The sequence below is a fragment of the Actinotalea subterranea genome, assembly GCF_008364845.1.
Lineage (GTDB): Bacteria > Actinomycetota > Actinomycetes > Actinomycetales > Cellulomonadaceae > Actinotalea > Actinotalea subterranea.
On sequence record NZ_VTTP01000001.1, the window covers coordinates 252985 to 266501 of the forward strand.

The 13517-nt window shown below is 73.8% G+C and carries 15 protein-coding genes; 4 read left to right on the top strand and 11 right to left on the bottom strand.

What is annotated here, in order from left to right:
- Positions 1–10: 10 nt before the first annotated feature.
- Together FZ988_RS01190 and FZ988_RS01195 are read right to left on the bottom strand one after the other, a co-directional pair.
- A complete protein-coding gene (locus FZ988_RS01190; RefSeq protein WP_149202175.1) occupies positions 11–1288 on the bottom strand; it encodes a hypothetical protein in 1278 nt (425 codons plus the stop codon).
- Positions 1289–1403: 115 nt separating this feature from the next.
- Positions 1404–1826, bottom strand: coding sequence for a VOC family protein (locus FZ988_RS01195; protein ID WP_149202176.1), 423 nt, complete (start codon positions 1824–1826; stop codon positions 1404–1406).
- 126 nt (positions 1827–1952) lie between these two features.
- Here FZ988_RS01195 and FZ988_RS01200 point away from each other — a divergent pair, with 126 nt between their 5' ends.
- On the top strand, positions 1953–2945 hold the full coding sequence (locus FZ988_RS01200; protein ID WP_149202177.1) for a helix-turn-helix transcriptional regulator: 993 nt from the start codon (positions 1953–1955) through the stop codon (positions 2943–2945).
- A gap of 35 nt (positions 2946–2980) precedes the next feature.
- Here the strand turns inward: FZ988_RS01200 and FZ988_RS01205 are convergent, their stop codons facing one another.
- Both FZ988_RS01205 and dinB read right to left on the bottom strand, forming a co-directional pair.
- Entirely contained in the window at positions 2981–3424 is a 444-nt protein-coding gene (locus FZ988_RS01205) for a hypothetical protein (protein ID WP_188078927.1), read from the bottom strand.
- 70 nt (positions 3425–3494) lie between these two features.
- Positions 3495–4706, bottom strand: a complete 1212-nt coding sequence (dinB, locus tag FZ988_RS01210) for a DNA polymerase IV (RefSeq protein ID WP_223145003.1) — start codon at positions 4704–4706, stop codon at positions 3495–3497.
- A gap of 84 nt (positions 4707–4790) precedes the next feature.
- On the opposite strand from dinB, the gene FZ988_RS01215 reads away from it, so the two are divergent.
- From FZ988_RS01215 to FZ988_RS01225, 3 genes are all read left to right on the top strand, one after another.
- Entirely contained in the window at positions 4791–5369 is a 579-nt protein-coding gene (locus FZ988_RS01215) for a GNAT family N-acetyltransferase (RefSeq protein WP_149202179.1), read from the top strand.
- Positions 5366–5692 (top strand): DUF1905 domain-containing protein, encoded by a 327-nt coding sequence (locus FZ988_RS01220; RefSeq protein ID WP_223145004.1) that lies wholly within the window; start codon positions 5366–5368, stop codon positions 5690–5692. The genes FZ988_RS01215 and FZ988_RS01220 overlap by 4 nt, the downstream gene beginning before the upstream one ends.
- A gap of 109 nt (positions 5693–5801) precedes the next feature.
- Positions 5802–7019, top strand: coding sequence for a M20 metallopeptidase family protein (locus tag FZ988_RS01225; RefSeq protein WP_149202180.1), 1218 nt, complete (start codon positions 5802–5804; stop codon positions 7017–7019).
- 100 nt (positions 7020–7119) lie between these two features.
- On the opposite strand, the gene FZ988_RS01230 is transcribed toward FZ988_RS01225, so the two are convergent.
- From FZ988_RS01230 to FZ988_RS01260, 7 genes are all read right to left on the bottom strand, one after another.
- The gene (locus FZ988_RS01230; RefSeq protein ID WP_149202181.1) at positions 7120–7926 is read right to left on the bottom strand and encodes an enoyl-CoA hydratase/isomerase family protein; all 807 of its coding nucleotides are present in this window, start codon (positions 7924–7926) and stop codon (positions 7120–7122) included.
- Between the two features lie 51 nt (positions 7927–7977).
- The gene (locus FZ988_RS01235) at positions 7978–8826 is read right to left on the bottom strand and encodes an SDR family NAD(P)-dependent oxidoreductase (RefSeq protein ID WP_149202182.1); all 849 of its coding nucleotides are present in this window, start codon (positions 8824–8826) and stop codon (positions 7978–7980) included.
- Positions 8827–8914: 88 nt separating this feature from the next.
- Positions 8915–10072, bottom strand: a complete 1158-nt coding sequence (locus FZ988_RS01240; protein ID WP_149202183.1) for an acyl-CoA dehydrogenase family protein — start codon at positions 10070–10072, stop codon at positions 8915–8917.
- A 59-nt stretch (positions 10073–10131) separates the two neighbouring features.
- Positions 10132–10422, bottom strand: coding sequence for a ferredoxin family protein (locus tag FZ988_RS01245; protein WP_149202184.1), 291 nt, complete (start codon positions 10420–10422; stop codon positions 10132–10134).
- Positions 10419–11702, bottom strand: a complete 1284-nt coding sequence (locus FZ988_RS01250; RefSeq protein ID WP_188078928.1) for an FAD-dependent oxidoreductase — start codon at positions 11700–11702, stop codon at positions 10419–10421. Before FZ988_RS01250 ends, FZ988_RS01245 begins: the two co-directional genes overlap by 4 nt.
- Complete coding sequence (locus tag FZ988_RS01255; RefSeq protein WP_149202186.1) at positions 11699–12718, bottom strand: electron transfer flavoprotein subunit alpha/FixB family protein; 1020 nt, start codon at positions 12716–12718, stop codon at positions 11699–11701. Before FZ988_RS01255 ends, FZ988_RS01250 begins: the two co-directional genes overlap by 4 nt.
- Positions 12718–13497: an electron transfer flavoprotein subunit beta/FixA family protein gene (locus tag FZ988_RS01260; protein WP_188078929.1), complete on the bottom strand. Its 780-nt coding sequence runs from the start codon at positions 13495–13497 to the stop codon at positions 12718–12720. The genes FZ988_RS01255 and FZ988_RS01260 overlap by 1 nt, the downstream gene beginning before the upstream one ends.
- Between the last annotated feature and the right edge of the window lie 20 nt (positions 13498–13517).

Genomic DNA, 13517 nt, shown 5'->3' on the forward strand with positions numbered 1-13517 from the left:
GTCCCGCCCTTCAGGCTGAGCCGGCCGGGCCCCCGGGCCCGGTCGGCGCGCCCAGCGCCGCATCAACGAGGCGGCGCACCGGGGACTCCTGGTCATGCACCTGCTGCGCGAGGAGGTGAAGGCCGAGGACGAGCGGGACGGACAGCCGATGAGGCGCGTCGACCTCGAGCACGGAGAGCGGGTCAGACTCGATCCAGGTGTCTCGGGCGGGGTTCAGCCGGACGACGTCGATGCCCAACGTGTACGGCCGGTCCGCGCCCGGCACACGCCTGCGCCGGACCTCGTGCGAGTCGATGGACAGCAGGGCCAGGGTGAGCAGCTCGGGCTTCGCCGACTTCTCGAGCCATCGTCCGAATCCCAGGAACGCGGAGGCGCGGACCTCGGAGCGCGCGACGCCTGCCTCCTCCGACAGCTCGCGCAGCGCTCCGTGCGCGGCGAGCTCGTCCACCCGCAGGCTCGTCGCACCCTCGAAGTCGACCGGCTCGAGCGAGCCGGAGCCCGACGGGGCGAGCAGGCCCTGGCTCGACTCGTTGTGGTTGGACTGCGAGACCACGACGAGTCGCGCGTCTGTCGTCAGGGCCAGTACCGAGGTGCCGATGCCGTTGAGCAACCAGCTCTCGCCGAAGTCCCTGAGCCTGCCGTGCCGATCGACGTACAGGGCCCGGCCGAGGTCCGAAACCAGGCGGCCGGCCTGCAGGACGTCCTTCATCGCGAGGATGTCGGAGCCGAGGTGGTCCCAGTACCGCGCAGGCACCATCCGCCAGTGGGTGGCGAGGAGCGCAGCACCGCCGCCGAGGTCGGCGTCAAGGCCGAGGAGGTGGCCGTTGTACGTCCGCCCGCTCGCGACCCGCCGCCTGCGGAAGGCAGTGCCTGCGTCGCTCAGCTCGCGCGGGAGCCGGTACGCGGAGTCAGCGACCTGGGCGGTCACCTGCCCGGCGGCGATGGCCCGTGTCGCCACCCGGTCGACGACCACGTGACCGAGCGACGTGCCGACGAACTCGAACCGGTCCGAGCCCTCGACTGCGGCGCGGACGTCCGCGAAGCCGTCGCCCGAGCGGTCCACGAACTGGATCTCACGCAGGCGCGCGTGGTGCGCCCGCACCTCGAGGACGACCAGCACGACGGACACGACGGCCAGAGCCACGGCGAGCGCGGGCGGCGTCGGCACCGCGAGCCCGATCACGCCGGTCAGGGCCAGCACGAGGCTCAGGACGATCCACCTCGCGTGGTCGGCGAACGCGACGACCCGCAGCACGGCCGTCCACAGCCATCGCGTGATCACGACCATGGCGGTCACCCTATCCGCCGGGTGGATGCGCTCCCTGGGCCTCGGTCGACCGGGGAGGGCATGGGCGGGCACGGGCGGGCACGGAGCACGCGGTCCCGTGCCCGCCCGCACCGTCTCAGGACTCGCCGGCCGGGAGGACGTCGAGCACCCAGGTCACGCCGAACGCGTCCGTGAGCATCCCGTACAGCGGCGCCCACCCGGCGGGCGCGAGGTCCTGGACGATCGTCGCCCCCGCCGACAGCCGGCCCCACCGTTCGGTGATCTCCTCGACCGAGCCGCTGCGGACGGACACGAAGAAGGAGTTCTGACCCCGCTCCCAGGGCAGGTGGCCGGGCACGTCGTAGGCCATGACGTGGAAGCCGTCGTCGGCGACGACCTGGCCCCACATCACCCGGTCGGCGTCCGCCGGGTCCTGGACGTTGTGGGCGTCCGCGTAGGTGACGAGCGCCAGGTCACCGCCGAACACGGTGCGGTACAGCTCGAGGGCGGCACGGGCGTCGCCGCGGAAGTTGAGGTGGGTCGTGGTGGTGAGGGTCATGGCTGGTGCTCCTTGGACTGGATCGGTCGATGCGACGGGGCACGTCCTCCTTGGCCGGCGCCGCACGATCGACGCTACGGAGCGCAGGTGCCACTTCCTGACCGCAATAGCACGCAGACTTGAGTCATGGCCGTGACCAGCTCCCGCACGCTCCGCCTGCTGTCGCTCCTTCAGTCGCGACGGCACTGGGCGGGCGAGGACCTCGCCGGGCGCCTCGGGGTGTCGATCCGGACCCTGCGGCGCGACGTCGAGCGGCTCCGCGAGCTCGGGTACCCGGTCGAGGCCCATCGCGGGGTGTACGGCGGCTACGCCCTCGCCCCGGGCGCGTCGCTGCCCCCGCTCGTCCTCGACGACGACGAGGCCGTCGCGCTCGTCGTGGGCCTGTCGGCCGCAGCGGGCACGGGGGTCGCGGGCCTCGCCGAGCCGTCGGCGCGGGCCCTGGCGAAGGTCGTGCCCGTCATGCCCACCCGACTACGGCGGCGCGTGGAGGCGCTGAGGTCGGTGACGGCGCCCGGCACCTGGACGACCGGCCCGCGGACGGACCACGGCGTCGAGCCCGACGTGCTGAGCGCCGCCGCCCTGGCCTGCCGCGACGGGGAGGCGCTCGAGTTCCGGTACACGGCAGCCGACGGCACCCCGAGCGACCGCCACGTCGAGCCGTACCGCCTCGTGCCGCTCGGCCTGCGCTGGTACCTCGTCGCGTGGGACCCGTCACGCGTCGACTGGCGCGTGTTCCGGCTCGATCGCGTGACCGAGCCGCGGGGCACCGGCAGCAGGTTCGCCCCGAGGCGCCTCCCGGCCGACGACGCCGCCACCTTCGTGCGCGAGCGGATCAGCGGCGGCGCCGAGGGCTTCCACGTCGAGGCGCTCGTCGACGCGCCCGCGGCGCAGGTCCGACGGCGGGTCGGCTGGCTCACCGTCACGGAGGAGGGCCCGGACCGGTGCCGGGTGGAGCTCGACGTCGACGACCTCCTGTGGGGCGCGACCGCCCTCGGCCTGCTCGGCGCGAGCTTCGCCGTGGTGGCGCCGCCGGGGCTCGCCGCGACCCTGCACGATCTCGCTGACCGCTTCGCGTCGGCGAGCCTGGCGCTCGCTGCAGGACCAGGTGACGCGCACTGAGCGCGCGGGCCGCGACCACCTGGGACGCGTCAGGATCACCCGGCCGCGAGGCGGTCGGCCTCCCGCTCGTACCAGGCGACGAGGGCGGCGTCGGGCGGTGCGACCCGACGCCGGAAAGCACGGCGCCGCAGCGTGATCGGGCGCAGGTTCGCCCAGCTGCTCCGCTGCAGGCCGGGCACCACGCCAGGGACGCGCCGGTGGTCACCGCGGGCCGAGCGGTCCTGGGACGTGAACCTGGCGACGCTGCACCTGCCGCCACGGACGGCGAGGACCAGGACCGGCCGGTCCTTGCTCCCTGTCCCGTCCTCGAAGGGCACCTCGGCGAACCACACCTCGCCCGGGGCGGGCCGTGCGCGACCACGTCGGCCCCGGGCCCTCACCAGCGCGAGGACCAGCACGCAGACCGCAGCCACCGCGATCAGCTGGCCGGTTCCAGCCTCCCCGACCCACGCCACGACGGCATCCAGCCGATCCTGCATGACAGCTCTCCTCGTCCGCCGCGGCTCGTCCCCGTCGACCCTAGGACCGGGACCGGTCTCCCATGACGCGTCAGTCCGGCAGGAGCGGCACCGCGATGCCCTCGCCGGTACGCAGGAGGCTCGCACGCGTCACGGCGCGAGCCCCGAACCGCAGCGCGACGGCGTCGACCGCCGAGTCGAGCGCGCCACGGTCCGCGTGCTCGAGCTCGAGCGTCTGCTGCACGTAGGTGGCGCTGGACAGCCCGGTCAGGGCCGTGCCGATGAGCGTCAGCCCACGCTCGCGGATGAGGGGTTCCGCCTCGTCGAGGAGGCGGAGGGCGACTGCGGCGACCTCCTCGCCCGACTCGGTGGGCCGGACGAAGGACCGCGAGCGCGTCGCGCGCGTGTAGTCCGCGAAGCGCAGCCTGAGCACCACCGTGGCGGTGACGCGGTGCGCGCCGCGCAGCCGCCGGCACACGCGGTCGACGAGTCCGAGCAGCGCCGCCCGCACGAACCGCGGGTCGTGCGCACCCTGGCCCAGGGCCCGTTGCGCACCGATCGAGCCCCGCGGGCGGTCCGTGACGACCCGCGCGGGCGTGCGCCCGTGGACCACCGCGAACAGGTGCCGCCCACCCGCCGGGCCGAGCAGCCCGACGAGCACGGGCTGGGGCAGCGCCGCGACGTCGCCCGCCGTGACGAGCCCGTAGCCATGGAGCTTGCGCGCGGTGACCTCCCCGACGCCCCAGAGCATCTCGACCGGCAGGGGGTGCAGGAACGCGTCCTCGGCGTCCGGCGGGACGAGCAGGAGGCCGTCGGGCTTGGCCACGCGGCTCGCGACCTTCGCGAGGAAGGGAGTGCGCGCCACGCCCACCGTGATCGGGAGACCGACCTCGTCGCGCACCTGCGCGCGCAGCCGCGCGGCGATGTCCAGCGGCGGAACGTCGATGCGGTGCAGGCCCGCGACGTCGAGGAACGCCTCGTCGATCGACACGCCCTGGACGTTCGGCGTGGTGCGGCGGAACACGTCGAACACCGCGCGGCTCGCCTCGACGTAGGCGTCGAACCGGGGCGGGACCACGACGAGGCCGGGGCAGACGGCGCGCGCCTGGCGCCCACCCATCGCCGTCCGCACGCCCCGCCGCTTGGCCTCGTACGACGCGGCGAGCACGACTCCCCCGCCGACAGCGACGGGACGGCCGCGCAGCCGCGGGTCGTCCCGCTGCTCGACCGCGGCGTAGAAGGCGTCGAGGTCGGCGTGCAGGATCGCCGCGCGACGCTCGGGCTCCGCTCCACGCTGGGTCATAGAACACATGTTCGATCCGAGGTCCGACATCCGACAAGACGCCGCCCGCGGGCCGTGTCGGCGGGTCCCCCTACGCTGCCGTCCATGGGAACCGTGGTGCTGCCCGCCGTCGGCCGTTACGACGACTTCGCCACCGTCGTGGGCACCCGACGGCCGGACGCCGGCGGCTGCTGGTGCATGAGCTACCGAGACTCGCGCGTGCCCAACCTCGAGCGCCCCGGCTACATGCGGGACGAGTGCGCGGCGGAGCCGGGCCCCGGTGTGCTCGCCTACGTGGACGACGTCGTGGCGGGCTGGTGCTCGATCGCGCCACGCAGCACCTACCGCCGCCTCATGCGCTCGAGGACCATCCCGTTCCTCGACGAGCGGGACGCCTGGAGCGCCGTCTGCTTCGTGGTGCGGCCCGGCTTCCGCGGGCGGGGCCTGATGCACGAGCTCCTCGCGGGCGCCGTCGCGCACGCGGCGGCCCACGGCGCCGAGGTCGTCGAGGGGTACCCGGTCGAGACGGGCGGCACGCGCGTCGACGTCATCTCGGGGTACGTCGGCACGGTCGAGCTGTTCGAGGCCGCCGGGTTCCACCGCGCCGGCCCCACCACGGCGCACAGCGGGCATCGCGAGCGCTGGATCATGCGCCGGGAGCTCGCTGCGGGTGCCGAGGCATGAGCCGACCGAGCGGGGAGGTCGCCGTGGAGTACGAGTTCGACGCCGAGCTGTGGCAGTGGCAGGCCCGCACGAGCAGCTGGACGTTCGTGAGCGTCCCGCAGGACATGGCCGACGACATCCTCGACCTTGCCGGGCCCGTCGCCCGGGGCTTCGGCTCGCTGCGCGTCGAGGTCTCGATCGGGGCCAGCACCTGGCGCACCTCGGTGTTCCCCGACAGCGGCCGGGGAACCTACGTCCTGCCCGTCAAGCGTGCCGTCCGCACGGCCGAGGGCCTCGCCGTCGGCAGCTCCGCGAGCGTGCACCTGCGCCTCCTCGACGTCTGACCGGCTGCCACCCACCGACCGTCCACGGCGTCAGGCGTCACGGCGGTAGCGTCGACGCGACGCGCCGGCCGCACACCGCGGCCGCCCGAGCGCAGGAAGGACCCCTCCCGTGACGGAGCACCCCCACTCACCCGCGCGACTCCTCGAGGACGCCGCCGCACTCACCCCGGAGCTCGCGACGCTCCGCCGTGACCTGCACCGCATCCCCGAGATCGGCCTGGCACTGCCCCTGACGCAGGCCCGCGTGCTGACGGCACTCGACGGCCTCGACCTCGAGGTCACCACGGGCACGGCCCTGGGCTCGGTCGTCGCCGTCTTGCGCGGTGCGCGTCCCGGGCCGGCCGTGCTGCTGCGCGGCGACATGGACGCGCTGCCCGTCACGGAGGACTCGGGTGAGTCGTTCACGAGCACCCACGTGGGCGTGATGCACGCGTGCGGGCACGACATGCACATGGCGGGCCTCGTCGGTGCGGCCCGTCTGCTCGCCGCACGGCGCGACGAGCTCGCCGGCTCCGTCGTCTTCATGTTCCAGCCCGGCGAGGAAGGGGACCACGGCGCGCGGATCATGATCGAGGAGGGTGTGCTGGATGCCGCCGGGGAGCGGGTCGTCGCGGCCTACGGCATCCACGTGTTCTCCGCCGGAGCGCCGCTCGGGGTGATCACCGGCCGGCCGGGCCCCACGATGGCCGCCGCCGACCAGCTGTACGTGACCGTCGAGGGCCGCGGCGGTCACGGCTCCGCACCTCACCTCGCCGCCGACCCGGTGACCGTCGCGGCCGAGATCGTGCTCGCGCTCCAGACGGTGGTGACCCGGCAGTTCGACGCCCACGACCCCGTCGTGGTGTCCGTCGGGAAGATCACCGCGGGCACCACCGACAACGTGATCCCCGCGACGGCCGAGATCGCGGCGACCGTCCGCACGTTCTCCCGGGAGCAGCACGCGACGATCCCCGAGCGCCTCACCCGCGCCGCCGAGCACATCGCCGCCGCGCACGGCCTGACCGCCCACGTGGAGTACGTGCGCGGCTACCCCGTGACCGTGAACGATGCCGCCGAGACGGCACGGGCCGCACGCGTGACCCGTGCGCTGCTCGGTGACGAGGGGTACATCGACGCGCCTCGACCGGTCTCGGGGGCCGAGGACTTCTCCTACGTGCTCCAGGAGGTGCCCGGGGTGTTCCTGTTCCTCGGCGCGACACCCGCCGGCGAGGACCCCGCGACGGCCCCCTACAACCACGCAGCGGGCGCCCGGTTCGACGACGCCGCCCTGCCCGTCGCCGCAGCGGTCCTCGCGGGGCTCGCCCTCGACCGGCTCGCCGAGGGCTGACGGGCACCGCGCAGCACGGAACGGCTGCGGCACCCGGCCTCGTGAGCCGGGTGCCGCAGCCCTCTGTGCCTCGGCCCTCTGTGCCTCAGCCCTCTCTGCCTCAGCGTCCCGTGTAGACCGGGGGCCGCTTCTCGGCCGCCGCGACGTTCGTCTCGCGGAAGTCGGCGCTGAGCGCGCCGAGGGCGAGGTAGTCGCCCTCGATCTGGAAGTACGTGTCCATCGTGTAGTCGGGCAGCCGGTTCGAGATCTGCTTGATGTGGTTGATCCCGACCGGGGACTTCGCCGCGATGCGCTCCGCGAGCGCCCGAGCCTCGGCGTACGCCGACTCGGCGGGGACCACCTGGTAGACCATGCCGAGCTCGGCGGCGGCCGCGGCCGGCACCGGGTCGCCGAGCATGCAGATCGCCTTGGCACGCATCGGCCCGACGAGCCGCTGCAGTGCCCACAGGCCACCCGTGTCGGGCGTCAGCGCGTAGTCCACGAAGAGCTCGTGGAAGTACGCCTTGTCGGACGCGACGACGATGTCGCTCGACAGCAGCAGGTTGCACCCGCCACCGAGGCAGCCGCCCTCGGCGAGCCCGATGATCGGCGTCGGGATCGTGTACATCTTCTTGATCAGGTTCGAGATCTCGAACATGACCTGCCGCGCGGAGGTGAGGTCCTTCGCGAGCTTCGTCTTGATGATGTCCAGGTCACCGGGGCCGAACGACACGGGGCCCGTGCCGCGCAGGATGATCGCGCGCACGTCCTCGTCCCAGTGGGCGCGGTCGAGCGCGGCACCGAACTCGTCGATGACCTGCTCGGAGAACCGGTTGAGGTTCTCGGGGCAGTCGAACGTGATGGTCGCGATCGCACCGTCCTTCTCGAACGTCACGACGTGGTCGAACTTCTTCTCGTACGGGTACACGGGGGCTCCTCTTCTCTGGGGATGTGTGCCTGGGGGGGGACGGCGGACGCCTCAGCGGGCCACGAGCGTCGGGCGGACACCGCCGACGATGCCCGCGACACGACCCGTGATGGCGGGGTTGTAGGCCGGGTGCGTGAGGATGTAGAAGGTCCCCTTCTCGAGCTCGGTGATGATCGTCTCGACCGCGTCGACGACCGGGAGCCCGTGCGGCATCGAGCCCGTGACGACCGCCATGCGGGCGCGGTAGTCGTCGGTCCGGTAGTACGGGTCGTCCGCGTCGTAGGTGCTCGGGTCACGGTGACGCAGGCAGTTGTCGAGGTCCGTCTGCACGACGGCGGGGCACACCACGTGCGCCGTGACCTTGGAGCCCACGCCCTGGAGCTGGAGGTCGAGGACCTCGGTGAGCGACAGGGAGGCGAACTTGCTGGCCACGTAGGCGGGCGAGTTCTCGACCGTGAGCAGGCCCGCGATCGAGGAGGTGTTGACGACGTGGCAGGGAAGGTCCTGCGCGATCATCCCGGGCACGAACGCCTTGATGCCGTGCACGACGCCCTTGACGTTCACGTCGAGCAGCCAGTCCCAGTCGGACAGCGGCTGCTCCCAGACGGTGCCGACCGAGATCACGCCGGCGTTGTTGAAGAACAGGTCGACCGAGCCGTACGCGGCGAACGTCTCGCGTGCGAACGCCTCCATCGCCGGGTAGTCCCGCACGTCGAACACGGCGGACAGCACCTGCGCGCCGCCCTCCTCGAGCTCCTTGACCAGCGCGTCGAGATGATCGGCGTCGATGTCGGCGAGCGCGAGCTGCGCGCCGGCCGCCGCGAACCGTCGGGCGAGCTCCTGACCGATGCCGTTGGCGGCGCCGGTGATCGCGACGGCCTTGCCGTGGTAGTCCTGCATGACGTTCCTCCTCGTGAGGGTGGTGCACTGCGGGCGGGGCCGCCCTGGGGGTGTGCCGGTGGTGCCAGCGGGTGCCTGGGCGAGCGGCTCAGGCGAGGTTGCGCTTGATGAGCCCGGCGACGACGTCGTTGAGCGCCTCGACCGAGGCGCCGCCGATCGCCATGACCTTGGCGTCGCGCCAGTACCGCTCGACGCCCGTCTCCACGACCGTGCCGACACCGCCGAAGAGCTGGATCGCCTCGCGGGCGACGTACTCGGAGACCTCGGCGCCCTTGATCTTCAGGAGCCGGCCCTGGGCCAGGCACAGCTGCCCGCGGTCGCGCTCCGCGTAGGTCGAGTAGACGAGCGCGCGCAGCGACTCGATCTCCCCGTACATGCGCGCGAGCTTGTGCCGCGTCACCTGGAAGCGGTCGAACATGGACTGGCCCTGCTGCGTCCGCTCGAGGCTGTAGGCGAGCGCCATGCGGTACGCGCCCTCGGCGATGCCCAGGCTCACGGGGCCGCAGCTGAGGAACTCCGTGGTCGCGCTGACGAACATCGCCTGGAGGCAGCCGTCGAGCGGGCCGAGCAGGTTCTCACGGGGGATGCGGCAGTCCGTGAAGGAGAGCGAGCCGGTCGCCGAACCGTGCCAGCCGAGCTTGTGCTCGGGCTTGCCGATGCCGAGCCCCGGGGTGCCGGCTGGCACGAGGAACGCGCTCAGGCCTGCCTTGGTCACCGGGTCGACGTGGTCGGCGGTCACGGCGACGACCACGTAGAGGTCGGCGACGCCCGTGTTGCAGATGAGGACCTTGCCGCCGTTGAGCACCCACTCGTCGCCGTCGAGCACCGCACGCGTGGCGAACTCGACCTGGTTGTCGCCGCCGACCGCCTCGGTCGAGCCGCACGCCATGATGATCTCCCCCGCGGCTGCGGGCACCAGGTACGTCTTCTTCTGCTCGACGCTGCCGAGCATCTCGATCAGGCCGCCCGCGAGGAAGCTGTGGGCACCCATCGCGATGGTCAGCACGGGCATCGCCGTGGCGATCTCCTCGTAGATCAGTGCGCTCGTCGTCTGGTCCGCGCCGAGCCCGCCGAACTCCTCGGGGACCGTGACGCCCAGCAGGCCGAGCTCGCCCGCGCGCTTGAACAGGGCGAGCGGGAACTCGTGGGTCGCGTCGATCTCGAGCGCCTGCGGCGCGACCTCGGTGCGGACGAACTCACGGACGGTGTCGAGGATCGCCTGGCGGCCCTCGGTCAGGTACCACATGGTCGTGCTCCTTCTCGCTGATGGTGCGTGGATGGTTCGCGTCGGTCGGACGGCGGGCGTCAGCCCTGCCGGTAGCTCACGCCGAACGTGCTGCGGGGGTAGGTCCAGCGCACGATGCCGCCGGCCTCGCACACGACCCGGCACGTGCCGCACTCGAGGCAGCCGGCGTGGTCGAGCCCGACGACCCCGTCGGGGCCCACGCGGTAGAGCTGCGCGGGGCAGGCCGCGACGCAGGGCGTCGTCGTGCACGTCGCGCACACGGCCGGGTCGAGGACGATGTGGGGGCTGCCCTCGTCGACCGCGAAGACGTCGCGGCCCAGCAGCTCGGGGACGGGCAGGCGCGTGCTCACAGGGACCTCACCCCCACGAGGCCGTCGCGCACGAGGCCGCGCAGGGGTACGCCGTGGCGACGACGCACATCGCGCACGAGCCGCCGCAGCGGCGGGGGCGGTCCGCCGTCGACCGCGAACATCGAGGTCGCGACGTCGAGCGCGAGGCCCGGGTAGGTGCCGTAGAGCCGGTGCAGGTGCAGCAGGTCCCGGTACCCGTCGGCGCCGCGCATCGTCGCCATGAGCCCGTGCCGCTCGAGCGCCGCGTGGTAGGCCGCGTCGAGGTCACCGCCCGCGAGCACGGCCTCGGCCGCCGCGATGCCGGACACGAGCGCGAGGTCCATGCCCCGCACGGTGTAGCCGAGGTTGAGGACGAAGCCCGCGGCCTCGCCGGTGACGAGGAACCCCTCGCGTGCGAGCCGGCGCGGGACACCCCGCACGCCGTCCTCACGGACCAGGTGCGCGGAGTACTCGACGCTCTCGCCGCCCGCGAGGTACGGGCGCACGGCGGGGTGCTCCTTGAGGTCCTGCAGGAGCCCGTGCGGCGTGCGCCCGGCGGCCGCGAGGTCTCCGGGCGAGACGACGACGCCGATGGAGATGCTCGCGGCGTTCGTGTACATGAAGCCGCCGCCGTGCACCCCACCCGTGCAGCCGAGCAGGAGCGTCGCCGCACCCTCGCCCGGGCCGACGCCGAACCGCGCCTCGAGCGCCGCGGCGTCGAGCGCCACGACCTCCTTGACACCGACGCCGACCGAGGCGGGAGCGAGCGGCCCGGTCAGCCCGGCCTCACGGGCGAGCAGCGAGCTGACGCCGTCCGCGGCCACGACGACGCTCGCGCGCATCTCCTCGCCGTCGGCGACGATCCCGACCACACGGTCGTGCTCCATCAGGAGCGAGTCGACCGTGACGCCGGTCGCGAGCAGCGCGCCCTCCCCCTCGGCGCGGCCCGCGAGCCACGCGTCGAACCGCGCCCGCAGGACCGTCACGGACGCGGGGACCCCGGCCGGGTCGCTGTCCCCGGAGGGCAGCACCGAGACCTGCATCGCACGGTCGCCGTCGACGAGCATGATCTGCTCGCGCACGACGGCGCGCTCGAACGGCGCCTGCCGGGTGAGCCCCTCCTCGAGCGCCTCGAGCGCGTACGTGTAGAGCCGGCCGCCGCTGACGTTCTTGGCGCCCGCGGTCGTCCCGCGCTCGACGAGGACGACGGAGCGTCCCTCACGCGCGAGCCGGTGCGCGCACGCGGAGCCCGCGGGGCCGGCGCCGACGACGATGACGTCGACGTCCGCGTCGTCGCTCACGACGGGACCCCGGCCGCCCGGACGGCACCGGCGAGCAGCGGGACGAGCTCGCGCAGGTCCCCGACGAGCCCGTGGTCGCACTGACCCATGAGCGCCGCGGAGGCGTCGGTGTTGATCGCGACGACGGTCCGCGCGTCGCGGATGCCGACGGTGTGCTGGACCTGGCCGGAGACGCCGACCCCCACGTACAGGTCGGGGTGCACGCTCGCGCCGGAGATGCCGATGTAGCGGTCCACGGGGAGCCACCCGCGGTCCTCCGCGACGGGCCGCGTGCACGCGAGCTCGGCACCCAGCGCACGTGCGAGGTCCTCGACCAGCGCGAGGTCGTCGAGGGTCTGCACGCCCATGCCCACGCAGACGACGCGGGACGCGGCCGACAGGTCCACGGCGTCGCGCTCGCGCGAGGTGCGCGACGTGACCCGCACGCGCGTGTCGCGGTCCACCACGACCGTCTCGAGCGCCACGGGGCCACCCGACCCGGCGCCGCCGGCGTCCGGCGGCGGGAGGGCGCCCGGTCCGCCGCGGCCCGCAGCCGCGCTCACGACCGCCCGGCCGTGCCACTCGAGCCCCTGCACGGCCGCACCGGCGTAGAGCGTGCGCTCCGCGCACCACCCGCCGTCGGGCAGCCGACGCACCGAGGTGGCCTCGCTGACGAGGCCGCACCCCAGGCGGGTCGCAAGCCGGGCCGCGATCTCCCAACCGCTGACCGTCGCGGGCACCAGGACGAGGCCCGGGGTCGCCCCGGCGAGGCGCTCGGCGACCGCCGGGACGTAGTCCTCGGGCCGGTCGAGCCCGGGCGACGGCACCGGCGCGCCCGCCGCGAGGACGACGACGGACATCGCCCCACACCCCGTCAGGGCCTGCGCGGTCGCGGGGTCCGGCACACCGAGGCACATCACGTGCACGGCGGCCGTCGGGTCCGCGGAGAGCGCGAGGACGACGAGGCCGGCGACCTCGTGCGGCTCGGCGACCACGTGGACGACGTCGGTGGGCATGGCGGTCGTGTCGGCGGTCATCACAGGGCTCCGGTCTCGGTCAGCGCGGACACCAGGGCGGCGACCCGCTCCGCGGGCTCACCCGCGTCCAGCAGCACGCGGGAGCGCTCGGCCGCGTAGCCCGTGACACGCGTGACGACGGTCCGGGGCGCGAGCGCGTCGGGTGCGAGGCCCAGCGCGTCAACGGCGACCTGCTCGCCCGGCTTGCGGCCCGCGGCGATCACCGCCTTGAGGCCCGGGATGGGGGCCGGCCCCACCTCGGCGAGCACCGTGACGACCGCAGGCAGGTCGCACTCGACGGCCTCCAGGTCGCCGCCGACCACGCGGACGGCGTGCAGCCGTTCCCCCTGGACCGCGAGCTCGCGGACGTTGGTCACCACGGGCCAGCCGAGGACCTCGGCGACGCGCGGACCCACCTCGTGGGCGTACGTGTCCGCGGCGCCCTCGCCGCACAGCACGACCTCGACGTCCCCCAGCGCACGCACCTGGGCCGCCAGGGCGTGCGCCGTGACGTGCCCGTCGGCGGACCCGGCGGCCGCGCTGACGACGTGCACGGCACGGTCGGCGCCACGCGCGAGCACGTCCTTCTGCGATGCCTTCGCGCCAGCGTCGCCGAAGGTCAGGGCGACGAGCTCGGCACCGCGCTCCGCGGCGAGCACGCGCCCGGCCTCGATCGCGTTCCGGTCGTAGTCCGAGACCTTCCAGCGCGCGGACGACGTGTCCACGGCGCGTGTGACCGGGTCGAGCCGCAGCTCGTTCTCGGCCGGGACCCACTTGTAGCAGACGACAGCTCTGGGCAACGCACGTTCCTCACCGGGGG